Raw genomic sequence first — 24,469 nt, 5'->3', positions numbered from 1 at the left:
TAAAAGCATGGCTCAGGCAAAACCTTCAGGTGAATGCCGTCCGCGCGGGCGGCCGCAACTGCGCAGCGACGAGGAGACGAGGCGGATCGTCTTCGACGCCGCGCGCCACGCGTTTGCCGTCGACGGCTACGCCGCGACCAGCACCGAAGAGCTGGCACGCCGCGCCGGCATCTCGACCAAGACGCTCTACCGCCTGTTTCCGGGCAAGGCCGCGCTGTTCGAGGCGATGTGCGCGGACAGGCTCGAGCAGCTGCTCTCCGCCGTCGATCTGCAAGGAAGCGACGAGGTCGATATCGAGACCGGCCTGCGTGCAGCGCTGCTGGCCTGCGCCGATCTCGCGCTCGATCCGGAGGTCGTGGCGTTGCAGCGCATGGTGCTGCAGGAATCCGCAGCGTTCCCCGAGCTCGCCGCCAACTTCTACAACAACGGCATTTTCCGCACCGTCAGGACGCTTGCCGGCTGGCTGCGGGTCCAGGTCAAGCGCAAGCGCATCGCCATCGAGGATGCGGAGGAAGTTGCCGGCATGCTGATCGGCATGGTCGCGTCGGCGCCGCAGCGCGCGGCGATCTACGGCGGCATGCCGCTGCCGTCACGCAAGCAGATCGAGCGCCGCGTGCAGACCTGCGTGGCCCTGTTCCTCGACGGCTGCCGCGCCGCGTAGCGGTCGCCCTTTGACAATCCGGTTCGGGTCGGCTATCTATTTCGCATGCGAAATAAAGAAGCCGCAGCGAGGCATCATCGGCTCATTTACCTCCTGAACGTCGCACAGCGCCGCTTGCAGCGCTGGATGGCGGCGCAGCCGCAGAACGAGGTCACGCCGGCGCAGGCGGGGCTGTTGTTCATCCTCGGCAAGCAGGACGGCGTGCTGATGGGCGAGGCGGGCGCGGCGCTCGACATGGGGCCGGCCGGCATCTCAGGCCTCGTCGATCGCAGTGCTGCGGCGAGGCTGGTCGAGCGGCGGGCCGATCGCGAGGATGGTCGAGCCTGGCGCGTATGGCTGACGCCGAAGGGACGCACCGTGCTGTCGCAGGCGAAGACCGACGCGGCGCAGATCAACGCCGCGTTGACAGACGGATTTACCAGCGCGGAGATCGACATCGTCGCGCGCTGGCTGACCAGCATTCAGGACAAGTTTCCAAGACCTTCAGACGAATAAAGGAGAGACCCATGACCGAGCACGTCCGGATCGAGAACAACAACGGAATTCTCACCCTCACGCTGGCGCGTCCCGACAAGAAGAACGCGCTGACGGATGCGATGTACGGCAAGCTCGCCGACACGATCGAATCCGCCGAGTTCGATCCGTCCGCCCGCGTGATCCTGATCCGCGGCGAGGGTGACATGTTCACCGCCGGCAACGATGTCGGCGAATTCGCCGCTGTCGCCGCCGGCAAGTCCGAAGGCAGCCGCAACGTCGTGCGCTTCATCCAGTCGCTGGCGCGCTGCACCCGGCCGCTGGTCGCGGCCGTGCAGGGCCGTGCCGTCGGCGTCGGCACCACGATGCTGCTGCATTGTGATCTCGTCGTGCTCGCCGACAATGTGCAATTGTCGACGCCCTTCGTCAGCCTCGCGCTGGTGCCGGAGGCCGCCTCGAGCCTGCTGATGCCGGCGCGCATCGGCTACGCCCGCGCCTATGAGATGTTCGCGCTGGGCGAGACCGTAGCGGCGAGGTCGGCGCTGGAATGGGGCCTTGCCAATCGCGTGGTGCCGCTCGACAAGCTCGATGCCGAGGCGCTCGCGCTGGCGCAGCGGCTCGCTCGCCAGCCGGCCGGCGCGCTCACGGCCACCAAGAAGCTGATGCGCAACGGCGAGGCTCTGGTCGCGCAGATGCAGGCCGAAGGCGAGCAGTTCGCGCAGCGCCTGCGCACCGCTGAGGCGCGTGAGGCCTTCACCGCCTTCGCGGAGCGCCGGCCGCCGGATTTCACCAAGGTTGCCTGATTTCGCTAGTCTTGAAGCGCTTACAGACCGGGCACTCCCGGCAATTTGACTAAAACCTTAACCGATCCTTGGCATGTCGCGATGCAGGGTGGCCGGCAGTACAATGCAGGCCCCCTGACTCATGGCAATGTTTAAGAAATCGGTAAGCTCGCTTCTCCTGACCTTGATGGCCCTGCTGGCGGCCGGTGCGCTGGCCTCTACGGCGATCCAGATGTTCGGAGCGTTCGGTCGCTACAGCGACAGTCTCGAGACGGCGCGGCTCGCCGCTGCCGACAAGGCGATCTTCCATGGCGTGCTCGCGTTGCGCAACAATCGCGGCGATGCCCAGAGCGCCATCCTTGGCGAGGACGATCCCAAGGCTAAACTCGCCGAAGCCGAGAAAGCCGAGCAGGGCGGCTATGAAGGGATCAGCGCTGCACTCTCGACCGTCGATTTCGCACGCCGCGACGAGCTCGCCGGCACGCTGAAGCAGCGCTGGAACGAAGCCGCGCCGCAATTCCAGCTGTTCTACGACGAGGCCAGGCTGCCGCGCGCCGAGCGCAAGATGGAGCGGACCAATTCCTGGTACGACGCCGTCACCAAGGTCATCGACACGGCGAACCTCGCCTCCACCGCGGTGTCTAACCGCGCCTGGATGAACGATCCCTACATCGCCCGCATGATCCAGGTCCGCCGCTTCGCCTGGCAGGTGCGCGACCGCTATGGAATCCATTGCTCGTCGCTCCGCTCGAACGTCAACAGCAGCAAGCCGCTCGACGACGCCCAGAAGCGGTCAGTGGCGCAATGGGACGGCACGATCGCCTCCGGCTGGGCGGGCATGGCCGAGTTGCTGGCTGCGCCCGACGTGACGGCGGAGCTGGTGACGGCAGCGTCGGACGCGAAGGCCAAGACCGATGGCGTCCTGAAGCAGATCGGCGATCTCACCAAGAATTTCGACGGCAGCGGCAAGCCTGCGATGCCCGCTTCGGAGTGGAATGCGCTGTGCCAGTCGCCGTTCCCGCTCATTGTCGGGGTCGCGACCAAGGCGCTGGATCAGTCGATCGCGCGTGCCGAGGCCGTGCAGACCAAGGCGCTCACCAACCTCATCGTGCAGTCGCTCGCGTTTCTGCTCGCGCTCGCCGTGACCCTCGCCGGCGTCTACGTGGTGCGCAATCGCCTGATGCGCCCGGTCCGCGCCATCCTCGACGCCATCGCGCGAATCGGCGCCCGCGATTACGCGACGCCGGTGCCGCAGTCGAAATATCCGGACGAGTTCGGCACCATGGCTGCCGCGCTCGAGAGCCTGCGCGAGAGCGCGGCGACCGCCGAGCGGCTGGGCCAGGAACGCGAATCGCAGCAGGCGCTGCAACTCGCCCGCTCCGGTACCGTGGACGACGCATGCCGCAGCTTTGACGACACCGTGCAGGCGGTGATCCACAGCGTCGCTGCCTCGGCAAGGGAGCTCGATGCCACCGCGACCGATGTGCGCACTCTGGTTTCGGAATCGACCAGCCAGACCGCGGCAGTCTCCTCCGCGGCCGAGCAGGCCACCAACAACCTCGAGACCATCGCGGCCGCGACCGAGGAACTCTCCGCATCCGTCGGCGAGATCTCCGCACAGGTGCAGTTGAGCGCCCGCGAGGCGCGCGAAGCCGTGTCGCAGGCCGAGCGGACCAACGCGACGGTCGAGATCCTCGATCAGACCGCGAGCCGCATCGGCGAGGTCGTGAAGATGATCAACGCCATCGCCGGCCAGACCAATCTCTTGGCGCTGAACGCGACCATCGAAGCGGCGCGTGCGGGCGAAGCCGGCCGCGGCTTTGCCGTGGTCGCCGGCGAGGTCAAGAGCCTCGCCGCGCAGACCGCAACTGCAACCGAAGAAATCTCGCGTCAGGTCGAGGAGATCCAGGGCGCGACGGGCCAAGCCGTGACCGCCATCCGCTCGATCGGGGGCGCCATCAGCGGCATCGACGAGAAGATGACGGCGATCGCAGCCGCGGTCGAGGAGCAGCGCGCGGCCACCACCGAGATCTCGCGCAACTTCCAGCAGGCAGCCCAGGGCACCCGCGAGGTCACCGACACCATCGGCAGCGTCGCCAGGCTCAACCAGGAAACCGGCAACGCCGGCACGGTGCTGTCCGAATCCGTGAAGAAGATGTCGGGCGATGCCGATCGTCTTCGCGTCGCGGTCGAAGGCTTTTTGGGGGCCGTGAAGACCGCATAACTTCGATCGTCGTCCATTCCGGCGTCGCGCGAACGGCATTGCCGCCGCTTCACGCGGCGGGTACATCTGTGCCGCTGCGGGAGTGCAGCAACAGACGTATCAAGGATGGAGAGTTCGATGCCGGTCACCCCACACAAGGCCCAGCGCCCCTATCGCGGCGTGTTCCCGGTCGCGCCCACCATCTTCGACGAGCGCGGCGAGCTCGACCTCGAGGGCCAGCGCCGCTGCATCGATTTCATGATCGATGCGGGCTCGAATGGTCTCTGCATCCTCGCCAATTTCTCCGAGCAGTTCGTGCTCACCGATGCCGAGCGCGAAACCGTGATGCATGCGGTGCTGGAGCACGTCGCGGGCCGGGTTCCCGTGATCGTCACCACCACGCATTTCAGCTCCGCCGTCTGCGCCGCGCGCAGCCAGCAGGCCGAGGCGGCGGGGGCCGCCATGGTGATGGTGATGCCGCCGTATCACGGCGCGACCTTCCGCGTGCCCGAGAAGGGCATCGTCGAATTCTTCAAGGTGCTCTCGGGCGCGATCAACATTCCCATCATGATCCAGGACGCGCCTGTCGCCGGAACGCCGCTGTCGGTCGAGCTGCTCGCGCGGCTGGCGCGCGAATTCGCCAACATCCGCTATTTCAAGATCGAGGTGCCGGGCGCCGCTGCAAAGCTGCGCAGCCTGATCGAGGCGGGCGGCAAGGATATCGAAGGCCCGTGGGACGGCGAGGAAGCCATCACGCTGCTCGCCGATCTCGACGCCGGCGCCACCGGCGCGATGACGGGCGGCGGCTATCCCGACGGCATCCGCCAGATCATCGATCCCTATTTCGCCGGCAAGCGCGAGGAGGCAAAGGCCGCCTATGAGCGCTGGCTGCCGCTGATCAACTACGAAAACCGCCAATGCGGCCTGATCGCCTGCAAGGCCATGATGCAGGCCGGCGGCGTGATCAAATCGGACGCCGTGCGGCATCCGCTCCAGCCGCTGCACCCGGCAACGCGGGCAGGGCTGCTGGAGCTGGCGAAGGAGCGAGATGCGCTGGCGTTGCGGTGGGGGAAGTAGCGCTGGACCCACTCGGTTGCCGCGAGGTCTCTCTGCAGTCCCCGCCTTCGCGGGGGCGACGCCGAGTGTGAGGTGCGCACAGTCCTGATCCCGCCGGCTTCCGTCTGGCCGAGGGCGTCGAATTAGCGCGGTTCGGGCGGTTTTCCGCACGCCGGCGATGACGTATCGTACGCTCGCCGACCAGGTCTGCGGAGCTTCTCAAGACGTCGCTGGGCAGCTCTTCATTATGCCGCTATTCCGAGCCAGGTTGGAGCGAGCCGACGAAACAGGGAGGCAGTGCCATGACGATGAGGCCGGATCCCACCTTTCACGCATCGCCCAAGCTGGCGATGGAAGCACCAGCGGAGAACTTTGCCTACACGCTGCTGCTCAGTCCGGATTTCTCAAAACCGGATGCTCTCGCGGTCATCGACGTCAAGCCGGGATCGCCGACCTACAGCCAAATCGTCCACACGGTGACGATGCCCAACAAGGGCGATGAGTTTCATCATTTCGGCTGGAACCCCTGCTCCTCCGCCTTGTCGCCGCTCGCCGGACATGCCTTCATCGAGCGGCGCTACCTCATCATCCCCGGGATACGCTCGTCGCGGATCTACATCATCGATACCAAGCCCGATCCGACCAAAGCCAAAATCCACAAGATCATCGAGCCCGAGGAAATCTTCAAGAAGACCGGCTACTCGCGGCCGCATACCATCCATTGCGGGCCGGACGGCGTCTATGTGAGCACGCTGGGCGGCGGCGGCAAGGACGGCACCAACGGGCCTCCAGGCGTCTTCATCATGGATTGCGAGACGTTCGAGGTTCTCGGACGGTGGGAGATCGACCGCGGTCCGCAGACGCTGCACTATGATTTCTGGTGGAACCTGCCGCGCGACTACATGGTGACGAGCGAATGGGCGTTGCCGCCGCAGTTCGAGAACGGGATCGTCGCGGAAGATCTGCTGGCGAACAAATATGGCCATCGTCTCCACTTCTGGGATCTCCGCGCCCGTCGCAACGTGCAGACCATCGACCTCGGCGCCAATCATCAGATGGCGCTGGAGGTGCGGCCCGCGCACGATCCGGTTCGCGAATACGGCTTCGTGGGCGTTGTGGTCGACACCACCAACCTCGAAGCATCGATCTGGACCTGGTGGCGCGAAGGCGGCAAATTCCATGCGGAGAAGACGGCGACGATCCCGCCCGAACCCGCGCCAAAGGAGAAGCTCCCGCCGCTGCTGCAGGGATTTGGCGCCGTGCCGCCGCTGGTCACCGACATCGACCTGTCGATGGATGACCGGTTTCTCTATGTCTCGTGCTGGGGCACGGGTGAAATGCGCCAGTACGATGTGAGTGATCCGCGAAAGCCGAAGCTTGCCGGCTCGGTTCACATCGGCGGCATCGCGCGCCGCACGCCCCATCCGAACGGCAAGGCATTTGCGGCCGGTCCGCAGATGGTCGAGATCAGCCGCGACGGCAAGCGCGTGTACTGGACCAATTCGCTGTATTCCACCTGGGATGACCAATTCTATCCCGATGGAGTTCCGGGCGTGGAAGTCATGGCCAATGTCGGTCGCGACGGCGGCCTCGAGCTCGCCAAGGACTATTTCGTGAGCTTCCCCGACGGATATCGTGCGCACCAGATCAGGCTGGAGGGCGGCGATTGTTCGACGGACTCCTTTTGCTACCCGTCGGCCTAGGCTGGCAGCACGGGAGTTGGCCGCTCGGCTGGCTGTGGCTCGCTCTTGTCGCGAGCGGTCTTTATCACGGCGTCAATCCGGGAATGGGATGGCCGCTGGCGGTGTCGGCCGGGCTCATGGACAAGAGCCCGCGCGCGCTGTTCCGGGCGTTGTGGGCGCTGGCGGCCGGACATCTCCTGGCAACACTTCTCGTGCTGCTGCCATTCGCGTTCCTGCTCGTGCTGGCCGAGTGGCAGCGTTCGATCCAGCTCGGCGCGAGCCTTCTCGTCATCGGCTTCGGCGTCTATCGGCTGATCGCGCGGCGCCATCCGCGCACGCTGGCACGAATTCCGCCCACGCAATTGGCGCTCTGGTCATTCGCCGTTGCCATTGCTCACGGCGCGGCCTTGATGCTCGTGCCGATCTATCTCGGGCTCTGCCGGGCCTTCGAGCTCGATGCCGGCCATGAGGCGGCTGGCGCGCTGATGAAGGCAAGTCTTCTGAAGACAAGTCTCGGGATGGCGGTGCTGGTGTCCCTGGTGCACGTTGTCGCCATGGTCAGTGCCGGCGGATGTCTGGCGTGGCTGGTCTACCGCTATCTGGGATTGAGGTTCGTCGCGCGAAGCTGGTTCAATCTGGATGCAATCTGGGCGACCAGCCTCATTCTGGTTGGCGCCGTAGCGCTCGCCTTCAATCTCGCGAGCTGGCTCTGAGGCCTACTTCGCCAACGCCCACTCGCCGACAAAGCGGAAGCGCGCCCTGGCATCATCCTGCTTGAACAGCGCGATCCGGTCGATCGCCAGCGTATCGAGACCAAGCGCCGCAAATCTCGCGCGCAGCATCTCCAGGATCGGCCCGCGCCGCTCCGCGTCCAGCCGTCCCGTCAACGTCATGTGGAAGCGGAATTCTTCCATCACGTACGGGTAACCCCAGCGGTCGAGATAGTCGCGCTGCCGCTCAGTGAGCTTGTCGGGCTTGCGCCGCGCGCGGTCTTCCGCCGTCATGGGCGCGCGGAAGTCGTCGAATTCGCGGACGCAATCGGCGGCAAGTTGCTGGAGCGCGCCCACCGGCTCGGTCGGAATCACCGCGATGAAGCCGCTGATGGAGTCGACGACCGGGCGGATCGACGGCATCGGCCGCGCCTTGCCGGCAAAGGCCGCGCAGGCTGCGACGAGCTCGGCTTCAGTCCTGCCGGGTGCCAGCGCCATCGGCGCCTTCAGCGTGCCGTGGAAACCGTATTTGCGGGGATCGGCCGTGACGTCGCGCCAATCCGGCGCAACACGCGATGCGTCGGCAGGGAACGGCACCTCGTCACCGGTGTAGACATCGTAGCCGAGCAGCTCGGCGCCGAAGCGGGTGAGGGCGCTGTCGGCGCCGGCGGCAAAGTAGATCGCGTAGCGGGGAAAATCTGTCATTGCCCGAGCATAACCGGTTCAGGCCGCAACAACAGCCTCGCGCGGCGTCGCCGCCGCAGCGAGCAGTCGCGTCGCATCGGTGAGATGCACGAGCTTTCCGCCTGATACCACCGCGATCAGCCGCGGCCGCAGCGGCACGCTGTCGTCGACCAGCAGCATGTCGGCGCGGCGTCCTTCCGCGAGCACGCCGCGATCGGCGAGGCCGGTCGCGCGGGCCGGTCCCGCGGACACCAGGTTCCAGGCCTCGGTCAGCGGCAGCACGCCGTCGGCGGCGAGGCGGAACGCGGCGAGCAGCTGCGCGGGATAGTAATAATCCGACGCCAGTACCGAGCAGAGCCCCTTCGCGATCATGTCGGATGCCCGGGTCCAGCCGGTATGGCTGCCGCCGCGCACGACATTCGGCGCACCATAGACGATGGCATCGCCCTGGCTTGCAGCCGCCCGCGCGGTCTCCTCGTTGATCGGAAACTCCGCGATGTCAGCGCCCAGCTCGCGAAACTCCCGCCGCATCGCCGGCGTCGCATCGTCGTGCGAGAGCATCCGCACCTCGGCCGCGCGAGCAGTTGCGGCGAGCCGCGACACGGAAGCCGGCACTTCACTGGCGCGCGAAAGCACACGCTCGACCAGCCGGTCGAATTCCTCGCCCGAGAGGCCGGTGCGCTCGACCATGCGGTTGCGCTTGCGCGGCTTGGCCATGTCGGCAACGGTGCCGTCCATGTGGTCGTTGAAGGCGAACAGGTCGACGCGGCCCTCGGCGAGCCACTGGTCGATCTCGGTCTCGGCATCGAGATTGTAAGTCTCGTGCCGCAGGTGGAAACGGGTGTCGGCGGCGAATTGCGGGCGCTGCCGCTCGATCGCCTCCATCAGGGCGCGCGCATTGCCGGCGCTGCGCAGGCCCGGCTCCCACGAGCAGGTCGTGGCGTGAAACACGGTGGTGATGCCGTTGCTGATCGCCTGGCGGTCGCTGTCGGCGAGAGCGACGTCGATCGGAAAGTCGACGCCGGCGCGCGGCATCATCTGCCGCTCGAAGGCATCGCCATGCAGATCGACGATGCCGGGCAGCACCAGCAGGTTGCGCGCATCGATCGCCAGCCGCGCACGGCCGCGAGAGGCACTGACCTGCGCAATGTCGGCGCCGGACACGAGAATGGAAGTTTCGACGAGCTCGGAGCCGATCAGGGCCCGGCCGCCCTCAAGGAAGATGTCTGTCACGCGACCGCGCTTCGTTTGCTGGCAGGGGAACGGGTGAGGGAGCTTGCCCGTGCTTCATATGCCGAGAGGAAATCTTCAATCCCGAGCTTGCGGAAATCGGGCAGTGCTTCACGCAATTTGTCGTGATCCCAGTCCCACCAGGCGAGCCGGGCCAGCCGTCCGGCGACGTCTTCCGAGAACCGCCGCCGCACGATGCGCGCCGGATTGCCGGCGACGATGGTGTAGGCCGGCACGTCCTTGGTGACGATGGCGCCGGCCGCGATCACCGCGCCGGTGCCGATGTTGCGGCCCGGCAGCACGATCGCGCCATGGCCGATCCAGACGTCGTGGCCGATATGGACGTGATGCTGGCGCCGCCAGTCGAAGAACTCGGTGTCGTCGCTCTCGCCGGGGAAATAGGCGCTGGAACGATAGGTGAAATGCGCCTGAGTGGCGCGATGCATCGGATGATTGCCGGGATTGATGCGGGTCATCGCCGCGATCGAGCAGAATTTTCCGATGGTGGTGTAGGTGATCTGGGCGTCGTTCACGACATAGGAGTAATCGCCCATCGTGACTTCAGTGAGGATCGTGCGCGCGCCGACTTCGGTATAGGTGCCGAGCCTGGTCTCGTGCAGCTTCGCCGAAGGGTCGATGGTCGGTTGAATTGAGAGCGTTTTGCCGGCCATGCTACATCCGATAGGTCGAGGGCGGGCATACCTCTTCGAGCGGCCTGATGACAGCGTCATGACGGTGCGATGACAGGGGAAGAGGTGTGTAGGATCGCCGCACCGCGATCCGCGTGTCACACAAGTGTCAAGTGCCGGCGTTAGCGGTGGCAGCCAGCTACTCTGGAGCCCTCTATGCTGGTGGTTGAAGGTCTGACGTGCCGCTTTGGCGCAAAAGCCGCGGTGGACGACGCTTCGTTTCAAATCTCCCCCGGCGGCTTCGTCGGTGTGATCGGGCGCTCCGGCGCCGGCAAATCGACCATGCTGCGCATGATCAATCGCCTGGCGACGCCGACGCAGGGCCGCATCCTGTTCGACGGCCTCGACGTCACGGCGTTGCGCGGCAAGGAATTGCGGCAGTGGCGGGCGCGCTCGGCGATGATTTTCCAGCAGTTCAACCTGGTCGGCCGGCTCGATGTGCTGACCAACGTGCTGATGGGGCGTCTTGCCACGATGCCGGCCTGGCGCTCGCTGACGCAGACCTGGCCCGAGCACGACAAGGCGCTGGCGATGTCGGCGCTCGAACAGTTCGACATCGCCTCGCTCGCCGCCCAGCGTGCCGACCAGCTCTCCGGCGGCCAGCAGCAGCGTGTCGCGATCGCCCGCGCGCTGGTGCAGCAGCCCGACATCATCCTCGCCGACGAGCCGATCGCCTCGCTCGACCCGCGCAACACCAAGATCGTGATGGATGCGCTGCTGCGCATCAACAAGCATTTCGGCATCACCGTGCTCTGCAACCTGCATTCGCTCGATCTGGCGCGCACCTATTGCGATCGCCTGATCGGCATGGCGCAGGGCCGCGTGGTGTTCGATGGCGTGCCGTCCGAGCTCACCGACCGCGTCGCGCGTGAGCTCTACGATCTCGAAGCCGCCGACGTCATGGGCGGTGCATCTGCACCGGCGCCCGAGGGCGTGCCGGCGCTCGGAACGGCCGCGGCGGCCTGAGCGGCACAGCGCTGTCACGTCCTGCTGATAATTTCGCGTCAACCGACCCCAACCGATGAAGAGGGTATCATGATCACTCGCAGACTCATTCTTGCCAGCGCCGCCGCGCTCGCGTTCACGACCTCGGCTTCCGCCGACGACTGGAAAGCCAAATATCCCGAACTAACCTTCGCGGTCGTTCCGGCCGAGAACGCCTCCGGCGTCACCGAGCGCTGGGCGCCGTTCGTGAGCTATCTCTCCAAGGAACTGGGCGTGAAGGTCACGCTGCGTATCGCCAACGACTATGCCGCGGTCATCGAAGGCCAGCGCGCCGGCAACATCCAGATCGCCAGCTACGGCTCGGCGTCGTTCGCGCGCGCCCGCCTGACCGGCGTCAAGACCGACGCGTTCGCCAACGACATCAACGCCGACGGCTCGACCGGCTACTATTCGGTGTTCTTCGTCAAGGCGAGCAGCGCCTACAAGAAGGTCGATGACCTCAAGGGCAAGAACCTCGGCCTGGTCGACCCGAACTCGACCTCCGGCAACAATGTGCCGCGCTTCGAGCTCGACAAGATGGGCATCCCGGATGCCGACACCTATTTCAGCAAGGTCGTCTTCACCGGCAGCCACGAGAACGCGATCCTGGCGCTGTCGCAGGGCACCGTCGACGTCGCCGCCAACCAGTGGACCAGCGACGACGATTCCACGCTGGCGCAGATGTTGACCAAGAACATGCTGAAGAATGCCGACGGCTCGGCGATGAAGAAGGACGACTTCCGCATCATCCACAAGTCGGCGCCGATCATCAACGGCCCCTACGCCTACAATTCCGACCTGCCGGAAGATGCCAAGGCGGCGATCGCCAAGGCGTTCTTCGACGCGCCGGCCAAGGACAAGGCCGCGTTCGACCGCCTCTCTGACGGCCAGAAGAAGGGTTTTCATCCCGCCACGACCAAGGACTGGGATGGCACGATCGAGCTGATCAAGTTCGTCGATGCACTGCGTAAGAAGAAGGCGTCCTGAGTTTCAGGACGATAGCACTGGGGCCGGGTCGATGGACCCGGCTCTTTCTCTTTGATCGACCACCTTTCCTGGCCAGATGACCGTCGCGGTTTCGATCCTCCCCGAGCAGCAACTGGCTGCGTTGAACGCCGCCTATGACCGGGCGGTCGCGCGCAAGCGACTCCGCCTCCTGTTGGGAGTTGTGATCTTCGCCGCCGCGCTGGTTCTCGCCGCGATCGGCGCTGAAGTGAATTTGCGCACGCTTTTCACCTATTTCGGTAACTTCATCAGCTATTTCGACCGCATCCTCACACTCGACAGCGGCCAGCGGGTCTGGACCGATGCCGGCGAGTGGCTGTGGGGCTGGCGTAAATGGCTGAAGATGCTGGGCGAGACGCTGCTGATCTCCTATGTCGGCACGCTGATCGGCGCGATCTTCGCCTTCGCCTTGAATTTCTTCGCGGCCGAGAACACATCGCCGTCGCGCTGGCTGCGCTTCGTGGTGCGCCGCCTGCTCGAATTCGCCCGCACCGTGCCGGGCATCGTCTTCGCGCTGATCTTCGTGATCGCGTTCGGCCTCGGGCCGATGGCCGGCGTGCTCGCGATCGCGATTCACTCCACCGGCGCGCTCGGCAAACTGTTCTCCGAGATCGTCGAGAACGCCGACATGAAGCCGGTCGAAGGCATCCGCTCGACCGGCGCGAGCTGGCTCTCCTGCATGCGCTTCGCCGTGGTGCCGCAGGTTACCGCGGGCTATGCCAGCTATGCGCTGCTGCGCTTCGAGATCAATGTCCGCGAGGCCTCGGTCATGGGCTTCGTCGGTGCCGGCGGCATCGGCCAGGAGCTCGTCGTCGCCATCCGCAAGTTCTATTACTCCGACGTCAGTGCCATCCTGCTCACCATCATCATCACGGTCTTCATCATCGACATCACCACGGGCTGGCTGCGCGGCCGTCTGTTCGGCAAGGAGGCACGGACGTGACGAGGCCGCAGGAGGTCGACACGCGAGAGCTTCGCGCGCGCTATCCCGATGTGTTCGACCGCCCCGCCTCGGCGCGGCTCGCGATGCCCGCGATGATCGTCGCGGCCTTCGCGATCCTGGTTTACGGCCTCGTCGATCTCGACTTCTCGCCGTCGCGATTCTTCGCAGGGCTGAGCCAGCTCGGCTGGATCAGCCTGATGATGATCCCGCCCGATCCCGGCTCTTCGCTCCCGGTCTATCTGAAGGCGCTAGGTGAGACGCTGTCGATTGCGCTGCTCGGCACGACGCTTGCGGCCGTGTTCGCGCTTCCGGTCAGCTTGCTCGCCGCTCGCAACGTCATACCCTCGCAGATCCTGCGCTTTCCTATCAGGCGTTTCCTCGATTCGATCCGCGGCGTCGACACGCTGATCTGGGCTCTGGTGTGGATCAATGTGGTCGGGCTCGGTCCTTTCGCCGGCGTGCTCGCCATCGCCGTGTCGGATTTCGGCGCGTTCGGAAAACTGTTCTCGGAGGCGATCGAGGGCGCCGACCAGAAGCAGGTCGAAGGCGTCCGCGCCTCCGGCGGCAGCGCCTTGCACGAGATCCGCTTCGGCCTGCTGCCGCAGGTGCTGCCCGTGATCGCCGGCCAAGTGCTCTATTTCATCGAATCCAACACGCGCTCGGCCACCATCATCGGCATCGTCGGCGCCGGCGGCATCGGCCTCCAGCTCGCCGAGCAGATCCGCGTGCTGGAATGGCAGAGGGTGTCGTTCCTGATCCTGATGATTCTGGTCGCAGTGGCCGCGATCGATTTCATCTCGAGCAAGCTGCGGTTTGCGATTATTGGGAGACGGGCGGTCGCCTGATCACAACTGCCGTAGGGTGGGCAAAGCGCAAGCGTGCCCACCACCTCCGACTAGATGTCGAGAAAGATCGTGGGCACGGCGCAAGTGCGCCTTTGCCCACCTACGGCCCCTGTGTCGTGGAGAGAGCCGCCTACGACTCCACCAGAAACTCCACCCGCTCCGCTGCAAAGCGCGAGTGCTTGGTCACCAGTGGCTTGCCGGCGAGATCGTGGTCGGTCGCGTCGACCACGAGGATCGGCCGTCCCAGGGGCAGATCGAGCCGCGCAGCATCGGTCGCGTCCACGATGCCGGCGGTGATCCGGGTCGCGCCGCGGCTGTAGTCGCGGACGCCGTAATGCTCGAGCAGTTTCGTCATCGAGCGCGTCGCGGCGAACACGTTGCCCGCGCCCGGGAACAATTCCGCTGACAGCCAGGTGGTGGAGACGCAGATCGGCGTGCGGTCGGCGAGGCGGATCGCCTCGATCCGCACCAGCGGCGCGCCGGCCTTCAATCCCAGTTCGCGCGCCAGTTCGCGGGTCGCGACGTCCTCGGACGCCTCGATCAGCCGGCCATGCGGTTCGCGGCCGTCGGCACCGACGATCTCGGAGAAGCGGGTGCGCGAGCGCAAGGGATAAGCAAGGCGCTGCGCCTCGACATAGGTTCCGCTGCCGCGTTCGGCGCGCACGATGCCGCGCTCGGCAAGCGCGGCCAGCGCACGCCGCACGGTGTGGCGGTTCACGCGATAGGTTTCGGCGATCTCCATCTCGCCCGGCAGCTTGTCGCCGGCCGCAAAGCGGCCGTCGGCGATGCCGCGTTCGATGCCGTCGGCAACGAGGCGCCACAGCGCGACGCCCGAAGAGGCTGTGTCCTGCATGCTCATGTCGCCGAGAAGCCTACTTCAGAAATCACACGTTTGTCACGAAACAGTCATGGCGCTTCCGTATCAAGTTGTCTATTATCATAGACAACTTGGATTCGGCAAGTTCTGCAGAAAGTTTCGGTGGATTTGGTGACCCAGCACAACAACCAGCAAGTCCAGCGCAAGGCCGCGATGGCCGTGCTGGCGCACGCGGAGGCGGGCGAGATCGCCGCTCGCCTCCGCGCTCTCGCCCTGCCGGCTCATCAGGAGCTGCGCGCGCCGGAAAACGGTCTCGTCATGCTGCGCGGCCGGGTCGGCGGCGACGGCGCGCCATTCAATCTCGGTGAAGCCACGGTGTCGCGCGCGGCGGTCCGGCTTGCGAGCGGCGAAGTCGGCTTCGGCTATACGCTGGGACGCGACGGCGAGAAGGCGCGGCTGATCGCGCTGTGCGACGCGCTGGCGCAGTCCAGTGATTTCGGTGAGGCGGTGGAGCGTGACGTTATCGCGCCGTTGCGCGAGCAGCTTATGATCCAGCGCAAGCAGGCGGCCGCCGAGACCGCCGCGACGAAGGTTGATTTCTACACCATGGTGCGCGGTGAGGGGTGAGGCCATGACCACGATTGCGGAGCTGCCGCCGGGTTTCGTCGACAAGGTCTTGTCGGCGCAATCGACCTTTCGTTCCGTCATGGACGCGATGGCGCGGCCGGGCTCGGTCCAGCGCATCGTGCCGATGGCGGGAGTGCCCGGGCCGACGATGCGCGGCACTGCCGCGATCGCGCTGACGCTGTTCGACCACGACACGCCGCTCTGGCTCGATGCGCGGATGGCGGAGAGGTCGGACGTGGTGAAATGGCTCAAGTTCCACACCGGCGCGCCGGTGGTGCAGGATTCCTCGATCGCCGCGTTCGCGCTGATCAGCGACGGCGCGGCGCTGCCGGCGCTCGAGCGCTTCGCGCTGGGCACGAACGAGTATCCGGATCGTTCGACCACGGTGATCCTTCAGGTCGAGAGCCTGGACTCGGGCCGCAGTTTCGAACTGCGTGGCCCCGGCATCGACGGTGTCGCGACGCTTCAGGCCTCGATCAAGCCTTTCGATCTGTTCGAGCGCCTGCGCATGAACGAGGCGCTGTTTCCGCGCGGCATCGATTTGGTGCTGGTCGCCGATGACGCCGTGGTTGCGATCCCGCGCACCACGCGTGTCGTGAACAAGGGAAGCTAGTCGCATGTATGTCGCAGTCAAAGGCGGCGAGCGCGCCATCGAGAACGCCCATCGCCTGCTCGCCAATGCGCGGCGTGGCGACCAGAGCGTTTCCGAAGTCACGCTGGACCAGATCTCGGAGCAGCTTGGCCTCGCCGTGGACCGCGTCATGAGCGAAGGGTCGCTCCATGACCGCGAGCTCGCGGCGCTCGCCATCAAGCAGGCGCGCGGGGACCTGATCGAGGCGATCTTCCTGGTCCGCGCCTTCCGCGCCACCCTGCCGCGCTTCGGCACCAGCGAGCCGGTCGACACCGGCGCCATGCGCGTGCAGCGACGGGTGTCGGCGACGTTCAAGGACATTCCCGGCGGCCAGATTCTCGGGCCGACCTTCGACTACACGCACCGCCTGCTCGATCCCTCGCTTGGCCAGGGCTTTGTGCCTGAAGCGCCAGCGACGGCCGAAGCCTCGACGGCGCCCACGCCGCGTGTGACCGATATTCTGGGCCGCGACGGGCTGATCGAATCCTCGCCGCGGGCCGAAGACGGCGCCAGCGTCGGCGATCTCACGCGCGAACCGCTGAACTTCCCGGCCGATCGCGACCTGCGCCTGCAAAACCTCGCGCGCGGCGACGAAGGCTTTCTGCTGGCGATGGGTTATTCCACCCAGCGCGGCTACGGCCGCAACCATCCCTTCGTCGGCGAGATCCGCTTCGGCGAGGTCGAGGTCGAATTTTTCGCGGAAGACGTCGGCTTCGCCGTGCCACTCGGCTCCATCGAGCTCACCGAGTGCCAGATGGTCAACCAATTCAAGGGTTCGGCGACGGAAGCGCCGTGCTTCACCCGCGGCTATGGTCTCGCCTTCGGCCAGAGCGAGCGCAAGACCATGTCGATGGCGCTGGTCGACCGCGCGCTGCGTGCCCGCGAGCTCGGCGAAGAAGCCGTGGCCCCGGCGCAAGATGAAGAATTCGTGATGTCGCATTCGGACAACGTCCAGGCGACCGGCTTCGTCGAGCATCTGAAGCTGCCGCACTATGTCGACTTCCAGTCCGAGCTTGGCCTGCTCCGCAAGCTGCGCAAGGAGTTTGCCGAGGCCAACGCGCCCGATGCCATGAAGGAGGCCGCGGAATGAACGCGCCCGCCTACAATTTCGCCTATCTCGACGAGCAGACCAAGCGGATGATCCGCCGCGCGATCCTCAAGGCGATCGCGATCCCCGGTTATCAGGTGCCGTTCGCCAGCCGCGAAATGCCGATGCCCTATGGCTGGGGCACCGGCGGCGTGCAGGTCACGGCCGCGATCCTCGGTCCCCAGGATGTGCTGAAGGTGATCGACCAGGGCTCCGACGACACCACGAACGCGATCTCGATCCGCAAGTTCTTCGCCAAGACCGCCGGCGTCGCCACGACCACGGCAACAGAAGATGCGACCGTGATCCAGACCCGTCACCGCATCCCGGAGACGTCGCTGCACGCGAACCAGGTGCTGGTCTATCAGGTGCCGATCCCGGAGCCGCTGCGTTTCCTCGAGCCGCGCGAGACCGAGACGCGGCGCATGCATGCGCTCGCCGAATACGGCCTGATGCACGTAAAACTCTACGAGGACATCGCCCGCTTCGGCCACATCGCCACCGCCTACGCCTATCCGGTGAAGGTGAACGCGCGCTACGTGATGGACCCGTCGCCGACGCCGAAATTCGACAATCCCAAGATGGACAATTGCCCGGCGCTGCAATTGTTCGGCGCCGGTCGCGAGAAGCGCATCTATGCGATCCCGCCCTATACGCAGGTGATGTCGCTCGATTTCGAGGACCATCCGTTCGAGCCGTACCGCTTCAATGCGCCCTGCGCGCTGTGCGGCGCGGAGAATTCGTACCTCGACGAGATCGTGACCGACGACAAGGGCGGGCGCATGTTCGTGTGCTCGGACACCGACTATTGCGAGGGCCGCCAGGCCGCCGGCCATCACGGCAGCCTCAGCGCCGCGCCGTACAAGGAGAAGGCGCAGGAGGGATCAAATGGCTGAGGAGATGCTGGAGAACGATCAGCCGCTGCTGGTCGCGGAGTCGCTCAGCAAGTCCTATGGCCGCATCGCCGCGTGCCGCGACGTCTCCTTCTCGCTTTACCCCGGCGAGGTGCTGGCGATCGTCGGCGAGTCCGGCTCGGGCAAGTCGACGCTGCTGCAAATGCTGTCGGGCCAGCTCGCGCCGAGCGCCGGTCAGGTGTCATACCGGATGCGCGACGGCGTCACCCGCGATCTCACGACGCTGGGCGAAGCCGAGCGGCGCTTCCTGTTCCGCACCGACTGGGGCTATGTGCACCAGGACCCCGCGCAGGGCCTGCGCATGGCGGTCTCGGCCGGTGCCAATGTCGGCGAACGGCTGATGGCGGTGGGCTGGAATCACTACGGCCGCATCCGCGATACCGCGTCGGACTGGCTGACCCGTGTCGAGATCGACATCGCGCGCATCGACGATGCACCGCGGACCTACTCCGGCGGCATGCGCCAGCGTCTCCAGATCGCGCGCAACCTCGTCACCGAGCCGCGGCTGGTGTTCATGGACGAGCCGACCGGCGGTCTGGACGTGTCTGTCCAGGCTCGCCTGCTCGACCTCGTTCGCAGCCTCGTCGCCGAGCTGCACCTCGCCGTCATCATCGTCACTCACGATCTCGCGGTGGCGCGGCTGCTGTCGCATCGCGTGATGGTGATGAAGGGCGGCCGTGTCATCGAGACCGGTCTCACCGACCAGGTGCTCGATGATCCCCGCGAACCCTATACCCAGCTCCTCGTCTCCTCGATTCTGCCGCCATGAGTTTTCCAAGATGAGTTTTCCGATGACCGCCATGATCGACATCGCCGCCGCGAAAAAGACCTTTACGATGCACCTGCAGGGCGGCATCGAGCTGCCTGTCGTCAGCGGCGTGACCTTCCACGTCGATCCGGGTGAATGCGTCGTGCTCTCCGGCCCGTCCGGAGCCGGCAAGTCGTCGATCCTGAAGATGATTTTTGGCAACTACCGCTGCGACTCCGGCCGTATCGGCATCCGCCACCGCGGCGCGCTTGTCGATCTCGCCACCGCCGAGCCGCGGCAGGTTCTCAACATCCGCCGCTCCACGATCGGCTATGTCAGCCAGTTCTTGCGGGCCGTGCCGCGGGTTGCGACCATCGACGTCGTCGCAGAACCGCTGATCGTCAACGGCCTGACACGCGCCGAGGCGCAGCAGCGCGCCGGCGAACTGCTGCACCGTCTCAACATTCCCGAGCGTCTGTGGCAGCTTCCGCCCGCGACTTTCTCCGGCGGCGAGCAGCAGCGCGTCAACATCGCGCGCGGCTTCATCTCGGAGCTGCCGATCCTGCTGCTGGACGAGCCGACCGCTTCGCTCGATGCCGCCAACCGCGCCGTCGTGGTCGATCTGGTCGCCGAGAAGAAGCGCCAGGGCGTCGCCATGGTCGCCATTGTCCATGACGACGAAATCCGCCATCTGATTGCCGACCGTATTGTTGACGTCACCAGCTTTGCCGCCGCCGCCTGAAGGAAATGGAAATGAACGCCAAGCCGAAGGAAACATTGATCGCCAACGCCAGGATCGTGCTGGTTGACCGGGTGATCGAGCAGGGCTGGCTCGCTCTTGCCGACGGACGCATTGCCGAGATCGGCGAGGGCAGGGCGCCTGCGGGTGCGGAGGATGCCGGCGGCGACCTCATCATGCCCGGCCTGATCGAGCTGCACACCGACCACCTCGAGGCGCACTACGTGCCGCGCCCAAAAGTGTTCTGGAATCCAGTCGCAGCCGTCATCTCCTATGATGGCCAGCTTGCGACCTCGGGCATCACCACAGTGTTCGACTCGCTGCGGGTCTGGCGCGAGGACGGCGCCGAGGAAGTCGATGGCCGCGCCGGCGTGCTCGCCGCCGCCATCACGACCGCGCGCGACGCCAGCCTGCTGCGCGCCGACCACTTCTTGCATCTGCGCTGCGAAATCCCGATGCCGAGCGTGGTGGAGGAGGCCAAGGAGCTGATCGACCGTCCCGACGTCAAGCTGATGTCGCTGATGGACCACACGCCCGGCCAGCGCCAGTTCCGCGACGAGGTCAAGCTGCGCGACTATTACCGCGGCAAGGGCGGCGGCAAGACCGATGCCGAGCTCGACGAGCTGTTCGCGAAGCGCTTCGAATATCAGAAAGCCTATGCCGCGACCAACATGCGCGAGATCGTGGCGCTGGCGCACAAATACAACATTCCGCTCGCAAGCCATGACGACACCACCGAGGAGAACGTCGCGGATGCCGTGCGCGATCGCGTGTCGGTGGCGGAATTCCCGACCACGCTGGAGGCCGCGCGCGGCCTGCATCAGGCCGGCATCGACATCCTGATGGGTGCGCCGAACGTCGTGCGCGGCGGCTCGCACTCCGGCAACATCGCCGCGGTCGATCTCGCCCGCGAGGGCCTGCTCGACATCTTGTCGTCGGACTACATCCCGTCCAGCCTCCTGATGGCCGCGCTGCAATTGCCGGAGCATGTGCCCGCGATCAGCCTTCCGGCGGCGGTTCGCACCGTGACCAAGGCGCCGGCCGAAGCGGTTGGCCTGTCGGATCGTGGCGAGGTCGCGATCGGCAAACGCGCCGACCTGATCCGCGTGCATGTCGCAGGCGACGTTCCCGTGGTCCGCAGCGTCTGGCGCGAAGGAAACCGCGTCGCATGAGCGAGACCGCGACCATGGCACACGATGAGGCCAGCGGGATCGGACCCGGGCGGCTCGTGCTCGTGGTCGGTCCCAGCGGCGCCGGCAAGGACACGCTGTTGCGGCTCGCACAGGCGGCCTGCGTCGACGATCGCGACGTCGTCTTTCCGCGCCGCGTCGTGACGCGCGAATCCTCCGAAGCCGAAGACAACATGGCGATGAGCCAGGACGAATTCCGCCGCGCGCGCGAGCACGGCGATTTCGCCGTGCACTGGGAAGCGCATGGTCATTCCTACGCTCTTCCGCTCGAGATCAACGGTGACATCCTCGCCGGCCGGGCCGTCGTCGCCAATGTCTCGCGCACGGTGATCGGCGCGCTACGCCAGGCCTATGCCAATGTCGTGGTGGTCGCGATCACGGCGCCGCCGGACGTGCTGGCGCAGCGGCTTGCTGCCCGGGCCCGGCACAGCGACGGCAACATCGCGGATCGCCTCGCGCGCAGCGTCGACGACGCATCGGCCAATGCCGATGTCACCATCCTCAACGCGGGCAGCGCGGACTATCACAGCCGCCAGCTCGTGCGCGTGATCAGGAACGAAGGCTGGCACGAATAGCCGGCGCAACAAGGAGAACGGAATGTCGGTGATTGAAACGGTCGAACAGCTGGAGGCCATCTACGGCGCCGTTGGTGATGCCTCGACCGTGAAAGTCGCCGACCACGTTACCCCGCTCTACCGCATCTTCATCGAGAAGGCGCCGTTTGCCGCGCTCGCCACCATCGGGCCGGAGGGGATCGACTGCTCGCCGCGGGGCGATCTCCCCGGCTTCGTCCGCATCCATGATCCGAAGACGCTGATGCTGCCGGATCGCCGCGGCAACAACCGGGTCGATTCCCTGCGCAACATCGTGCGCGATCCCAGGGTGTCGCTGATGTTCCTGATCCCCGGTTCCGGCAACGCGGTGCGGGCCAACGGCCGCGCTCATCTCTCCGTCGATCCCGAACTGCTCGCCTCGTTCAAGGTCGAGGGCAAGGCGCCGCGCAGCGTCATGGTGATGAATGTGGATGAAATCTACTTCCAGTGCGCCCGCGCCATCGTCCGCTCCGACCTCTGGAATCCCGACAAGCGGATTGATCCGAAGACGCTGCCGACGCCCGGCCAGATCCTCGCCGAGATGAGCGAGAACAAGGTCGGCGGCGCCGAGTATGACCGGATCTGGCCGGAACGGGCTGCGGCGACGATGTGGTGATGTTTTCTCACCCTCTCCCGTTGTCGGAGGGGGTGGCATAGGCGGCCTCCGGCCGCCGTTCATAAGAACGCCGATGCTTTGCATCGGCTATAGCGAAGCGGCGAGACGGGTGAGGGGCTTCTCTCCGCGAACTTATCTCTCTCAATCGGCATGCGCGGAGAGATACCCCTCATCCGGCGCTTCGCGCCACCTTCTCCCACAAGGTGAGAAGGAAAGCCGGCGCCATCTTCACCCCTAATTAAACGCCATCCCGCCGCTCAGCGCGATCGTCTGCCCGGTCATGTAGGCATTGTCGACCAGCAGCATCACGGCTTTCGCCACCTCATCCGCAGTGCCGAAGCGGCCGAGCGGGATGCGGCTGACGAGCCCGGGCTGTCCGCTCATCATGTCGGTCTCGATCAGTGACGGCGCTACCGCGTTGACGGTAATGCCTTCCTTCACCAGCCGCGCCGCATAACCGCGCGTGAGACCCTCCATGCCGGCCTTGGATGCATTGTAGTGCGGACCGATCGAGCCGGCCCCGCGCGCCGCGCCCGAGGAGATGTTGACGATACGGCCCCATTTCCGTGCGCGCATCTCCGGCAGCACGGCCTGCGTGCACAGGAAGGCGGATTTCAGGTTGACCAGGATGGTGCGGTCGAAATCGTCCTCGGTGAGATCGTCGACGCCGCGCGTGATGGCGATGCCGGCATTGTTGACGAGAATGTCGATCGGCCCGAGCCCGGCCGTGACGCGCTCGGCCATTGTAGCCACGGCGTCGCGCTGCGAAACGTCGGCGGCAACGACAATGGCGCGACCGCCTTGCTTGCCGATCTCGCCTGCCAGCTGCTCGGCCTGCCCGATCTGCTCCCGGCAGTTGATCGCCACCGCCGCGCCTGATGCGGCCAGGGCGCGACAGACGGCTGCGCCAATCCCGCGCGAGCCGCCGGTGACGAGCGCGGTGCGCTCCTTCAGATCATCCGCCATATCCGGATCTCCCTAATTGTCTGTTTTGACGTTGCGCGAGCGTACCATGCCCGCCGCCCGCGCCTGTTGAACTCATCGCGAGATGAATCCGTCTGTTGGTGCTTGCGCCGGGAGAAGCGCGCCAGCGCGCTCGTGTCAAATATGGATAGCCATTTCATTGACCGAACGCGCCAATCTCTCGATATTCGCAGCATCGAAACTGCTCCTCGAGCTTGATGCCGCACTATGAAAACCGATCACCAGCGTAACCCCAGCGACATGCACGCGTGCATAACGCGGCGCTGTTTTTCGGCGGCAACCGGCGCCTGTTGTTGTTGCTGATCGCCTCCTAGCAACCTCCCGCAGCACGAATCCCACGACAGGAACGCCGAGATTCCGGCGAACGAGCAGTCATGTCCCAAATCCAATCCAACGCCTACATCATCGAAATCCAGGACCGCGCCGCCGGCATCATCACAAGAGATGAGCGCGGCTTCCGCTTCTTCTCCTCCGAGCGCCTGTTCGACAGCCTCGAAGGCCGCCAGTTCCGCTCGGCGCGCGAGGCCGAACGCGCAGCCCGTGCGGTGCTTTCGGAGCGGAGCCGCCGCGCCAATTCCTCACTCTTCGCCAACTGAACCTGACGCAAAGGACCGCAACATGATTGCACGACGACATATCCTGACCGCAGCGCTTCTCCTTGCAACCGCCCTGGCCGCACCAGCACGCGCCGAGGACAAGCCGGCGGAAATCCGCATCGGTACCCAGAAGGGCGGCTTCTTCCCGGCCGTGCGCCAGCGTCAAACGCTCGAAAATGCCTTCAGGCCGCTGGGCATCGAGGTCAAATGGATCGACTTCCAGTTCGGTCCGCCGCTTCTTGAGGCCATCAACGTCGGCAGCGTCGATTTCGGTTTCGTCGGCGACACGCCGCCGATCTTCGCGCAAGCCGGCGGCGCAAAGATCAAGTATGTCGCGGCGGTGAAGTCCGAGGGCGATAACCAGGCGATCATCGTGCCGAAGGACTCAGCCATCAAGACGCTGGCCGATCTCAAAGGCAAGCGCGTCGCCTTCGGCAAGGGATCGAGCGCGCACAATCTCCTGGTCGCTTCGCTCGAAAAGGCCGGCCTGTCCTGGTCCGACATCACGCCCGCGCCGCTCGCGCCGGCCGATGCGACGGCGGCCTTCGTGAAGGGCTCGGTCGACGCCTGGTCGATCTGGGATCCTTATCTCGCGCTCGCCGAATTGAAGGAGAACGCCCGCGTTCTCGTCTTCGACAAGGACGTGCACAAGCCGAACGCCTACTACATCGCCAACACCGACTTCGTCGAGAAATATCCGTCGCTGGTCGCGAAGCTCAACACGACCTTCGCCTCCGAAGGCAAGTGGGCGGAGCAGCATCACGAGGAGGTCGCAAAGGCGCAGGCCGAGGCGACCGGCGTCGACATCGAAGCTGTCAGGCGCTTCGTCAATCGCTCCGTCTACAGCGTGGTGCCGCTCGACGCCGAGGTGATCAGGACGCAGCAGGCCGTGGCCGACCGTTTTGCAAAGCTCGGCCTGATCCCGAAGCCGGTCAATGTCTCCGATATCGTCTGGAAGTGGACGCCGGGGTCCTGAGCG

General features: G+C 65.7%; 27 protein-coding genes. 22 read left to right on the top strand and 5 right to left on the bottom strand.

The genetic code is table 11. The features are described from left to right. The first annotated feature begins 7 nt into the window (after window positions 1–7). From AB7008_RS46210 to AB7008_RS46180, 7 genes are all read left to right on the top strand, one after another. On the top strand, window positions 8–661 hold the full coding sequence (locus tag AB7008_RS46210) for a TetR/AcrR family transcriptional regulator (protein ID WP_304491810.1): 654 nt from the start codon (window positions 8–10) through the stop codon (window positions 659–661). Between the two features lie 45 nt (window positions 662–706). Then, on the top strand, window positions 707–1,156 hold the full coding sequence (locus tag AB7008_RS46205; RefSeq protein ID WP_304491809.1) for a MarR family winged helix-turn-helix transcriptional regulator: 450 nt from the start codon (window positions 707–709) through the stop codon (window positions 1,154–1,156). 11 nt (window positions 1,157–1,167) lie between these two features. After that, window positions 1,168–1,938, top strand: coding sequence for an enoyl-CoA hydratase (locus AB7008_RS46200; protein WP_304491808.1), 771 nt, complete (start codon window positions 1,168–1,170; stop codon window positions 1,936–1,938). 121 nt (window positions 1,939–2,059) lie between these two features. Then, a complete protein-coding gene (locus AB7008_RS46195) occupies window positions 2,060–4,141 on the top strand; it encodes a methyl-accepting chemotaxis protein (protein ID WP_028159104.1) in 2,082 nt (693 codons plus the stop codon). Window positions 4,142–4,258: 117 nt separating this feature from the next. Continuing rightward, complete coding sequence (locus tag AB7008_RS46190; RefSeq protein WP_028159105.1) at window positions 4,259–5,197, top strand: dihydrodipicolinate synthase family protein; 939 nt, start codon at window positions 4,259–4,261, stop codon at window positions 5,195–5,197. 281 nt (window positions 5,198–5,478) lie between these two features. Beyond that, window positions 5,479–6,879, top strand: coding sequence for a selenium-binding protein SBP56-related protein (locus AB7008_RS46185; RefSeq protein WP_441260999.1), 1,401 nt, complete (start codon window positions 5,479–5,481; stop codon window positions 6,877–6,879). A gap of 83 nt (window positions 6,880–6,962) precedes the next feature. Beyond that, the gene (locus AB7008_RS46180; RefSeq protein ID WP_304494276.1) at window positions 6,963–7,571 is read left to right on the top strand and encodes a hypothetical protein; all 609 of its coding nucleotides are present in this window, start codon (window positions 6,963–6,965) and stop codon (window positions 7,569–7,571) included. 3 nt (window positions 7,572–7,574) lie between these two features. On the opposite strand, the gene AB7008_RS46175 is transcribed toward AB7008_RS46180, so the two are convergent. From AB7008_RS46175 to AB7008_RS46165, 3 genes are read right to left on the bottom strand one after another with little or no spacing between them, the layout of a single operon-like run. Further along, complete coding sequence (locus tag AB7008_RS46175) at window positions 7,575–8,273, bottom strand: DUF1045 domain-containing protein (RefSeq protein ID WP_304491807.1); 699 nt, start codon at window positions 8,271–8,273, stop codon at window positions 7,575–7,577. Window positions 8,274–8,291: 18 nt separating this feature from the next. Beyond that, a complete protein-coding gene (locus AB7008_RS46170) occupies window positions 8,292–9,485 on the bottom strand; it encodes an alpha-D-ribose 1-methylphosphonate 5-triphosphate diphosphatase (protein WP_441260998.1) in 1,194 nt (397 codons plus the stop codon). Beyond that, a complete protein-coding gene (locus AB7008_RS46165; RefSeq protein ID WP_304491805.1) occupies window positions 9,482–10,153 on the bottom strand; it encodes a chloramphenicol acetyltransferase in 672 nt (223 codons plus the stop codon). The genes AB7008_RS46170 and AB7008_RS46165 overlap by 4 nt, the downstream gene beginning before the upstream one ends. 174 nt (window positions 10,154–10,327) lie before the next feature. Between AB7008_RS46165 and phnC the strand changes: the two genes are divergently transcribed. The 4 genes from phnC (at window position 10,328) to phnE (AB7008_RS46145) (ending at window position 13,948) form a co-directional block, all read left to right on the top strand. Continuing rightward, the gene (phnC, locus tag AB7008_RS46160) at window positions 10,328–11,137 is read left to right on the top strand and encodes a phosphonate ABC transporter ATP-binding protein (RefSeq protein ID WP_014491449.1); all 810 of its coding nucleotides are present in this window, start codon (window positions 10,328–10,330) and stop codon (window positions 11,135–11,137) included. A 69-nt stretch (window positions 11,138–11,206) separates the two neighbouring features. Continuing rightward, the gene (gene phnD / locus AB7008_RS46155; RefSeq protein WP_304491804.1) at window positions 11,207–12,142 is read left to right on the top strand and encodes a phosphonate ABC transporter substrate-binding protein; all 936 of its coding nucleotides are present in this window, start codon (window positions 11,207–11,209) and stop codon (window positions 12,140–12,142) included. Window positions 12,143–12,218: 76 nt separating this feature from the next. Next, window positions 12,219–13,103, top strand: a complete 885-nt coding sequence (phnE, locus tag AB7008_RS46150) for a phosphonate ABC transporter, permease protein PhnE (protein WP_028159113.1) — start codon at window positions 12,219–12,221, stop codon at window positions 13,101–13,103. Continuing rightward, window positions 13,100–13,948: a phosphonate ABC transporter, permease protein PhnE gene (gene phnE, locus AB7008_RS46145; protein ID WP_208084140.1), complete on the top strand. Its 849-nt coding sequence runs from the start codon at window positions 13,100–13,102 to the stop codon at window positions 13,946–13,948. The genes phnE (AB7008_RS46150) and phnE (AB7008_RS46145) overlap by 4 nt, the downstream gene beginning before the upstream one ends. A 130-nt stretch (window positions 13,949–14,078) precedes the next feature. Here phnE (AB7008_RS46145) and phnF read toward each other — a convergent pair whose 3' ends face one another. Further along, window positions 14,079–14,807, bottom strand: a complete 729-nt coding sequence (gene phnF / locus AB7008_RS46140; RefSeq protein WP_028159115.1) for a phosphonate metabolism transcriptional regulator PhnF — start codon at window positions 14,805–14,807, stop codon at window positions 14,079–14,081. Window positions 14,808–14,927: 120 nt separating this feature from the next. Between phnF and phnG the strand changes: the two genes are divergently transcribed. From phnG to AB7008_RS46095, 9 genes are read left to right on the top strand one after another with little or no spacing between them, the layout of a single operon-like run. After that, complete coding sequence (phnG, locus tag AB7008_RS46135) at window positions 14,928–15,392, top strand: phosphonate C-P lyase system protein PhnG (RefSeq protein ID WP_014491455.1); 465 nt, start codon at window positions 14,928–14,930, stop codon at window positions 15,390–15,392. A gap of 4 nt (window positions 15,393–15,396) precedes the next feature. After that, entirely contained in the window at window positions 15,397–16,005 is a 609-nt protein-coding gene (gene phnH / locus AB7008_RS46130) for a phosphonate C-P lyase system protein PhnH (protein WP_304491803.1), read from the top strand. A gap of 4 nt (window positions 16,006–16,009) precedes the next feature. Next, window positions 16,010–17,113, top strand: a complete 1,104-nt coding sequence (locus tag AB7008_RS46125) for a carbon-phosphorus lyase complex subunit PhnI (RefSeq protein WP_304491802.1) — start codon at window positions 16,010–16,012, stop codon at window positions 17,111–17,113. After that, window positions 17,110–18,006, top strand: coding sequence for an alpha-D-ribose 1-methylphosphonate 5-phosphate C-P-lyase PhnJ (locus AB7008_RS46120; RefSeq protein WP_304491801.1), 897 nt, complete (start codon window positions 17,110–17,112; stop codon window positions 18,004–18,006). The genes AB7008_RS46125 and AB7008_RS46120 overlap by 4 nt, the downstream gene beginning before the upstream one ends. Continuing rightward, on the top strand, window positions 17,999–18,793 hold the full coding sequence (gene phnK / locus AB7008_RS46115; protein ID WP_028159118.1) for a phosphonate C-P lyase system protein PhnK: 795 nt from the start codon (window positions 17,999–18,001) through the stop codon (window positions 18,791–18,793). Before AB7008_RS46120 ends, phnK begins: the two co-directional genes overlap by 8 nt. A gap of 22 nt (window positions 18,794–18,815) precedes the next feature. Continuing rightward, window positions 18,816–19,514, top strand: a complete 699-nt coding sequence (phnL, locus tag AB7008_RS46110) for a phosphonate C-P lyase system protein PhnL (RefSeq protein ID WP_304494275.1) — start codon at window positions 18,816–18,818, stop codon at window positions 19,512–19,514. A gap of 11 nt (window positions 19,515–19,525) precedes the next feature. Continuing rightward, window positions 19,526–20,683, top strand: coding sequence for an alpha-D-ribose 1-methylphosphonate 5-triphosphate diphosphatase (locus AB7008_RS46105; RefSeq protein WP_441260997.1), 1,158 nt, complete (start codon window positions 19,526–19,528; stop codon window positions 20,681–20,683). Beyond that, window positions 20,680–21,276 carry a phosphonate metabolism protein/1,5-bisphosphokinase (PRPP-forming) PhnN gene (gene phnN / locus AB7008_RS46100; RefSeq protein WP_441260996.1) on the top strand — a complete coding sequence of 199 codons (597 nt, stop codon included), beginning with the start codon at window positions 20,680–20,682 and terminating at the stop codon, window positions 21,274–21,276. Before AB7008_RS46105 ends, phnN begins: the two co-directional genes overlap by 4 nt. A gap of 22 nt (window positions 21,277–21,298) precedes the next feature. Beyond that, entirely contained in the window at window positions 21,299–21,910 is a 612-nt protein-coding gene (locus AB7008_RS46095) for a pyridoxamine 5'-phosphate oxidase family protein (RefSeq protein WP_028159122.1), read from the top strand. Window positions 21,911–22,144: 234 nt separating this feature from the next. Here AB7008_RS46095 and AB7008_RS46090 read toward each other — a convergent pair whose 3' ends face one another. Further along, on the bottom strand, window positions 22,145–22,876 hold the full coding sequence (locus AB7008_RS46090; RefSeq protein WP_441260995.1) for an SDR family NAD(P)-dependent oxidoreductase: 732 nt from the start codon (window positions 22,874–22,876) through the stop codon (window positions 22,145–22,147). 392 nt (window positions 22,877–23,268) lie between these two features. Between AB7008_RS46090 and AB7008_RS46085 the strand changes: the two genes are divergently transcribed. Both AB7008_RS46085 and AB7008_RS46080 read left to right on the top strand, forming a co-directional pair. Then, window positions 23,269–23,490: a hypothetical protein gene (locus tag AB7008_RS46085; RefSeq protein ID WP_441260994.1), complete on the top strand. Its 222-nt coding sequence runs from the start codon at window positions 23,269–23,271 to the stop codon at window positions 23,488–23,490. 22 nt (window positions 23,491–23,512) lie between these two features. Then, a complete protein-coding gene (locus AB7008_RS46080) occupies window positions 23,513–24,466 on the top strand; it encodes an aliphatic sulfonate ABC transporter substrate-binding protein (RefSeq protein ID WP_080751987.1) in 954 nt (317 codons plus the stop codon). Window positions 24,467–24,469: the final 3 nt, after the last annotated feature.

Source organism: Bradyrhizobium sp. 521_C7_N1_3, assembly GCF_052075975.1.
GTDB lineage: Bacteria > Pseudomonadota > Alphaproteobacteria > Rhizobiales > Xanthobacteraceae > Bradyrhizobium > Bradyrhizobium japonicum.
This window is presented reverse-complemented; position numbering and strand designations above follow the sequence as displayed.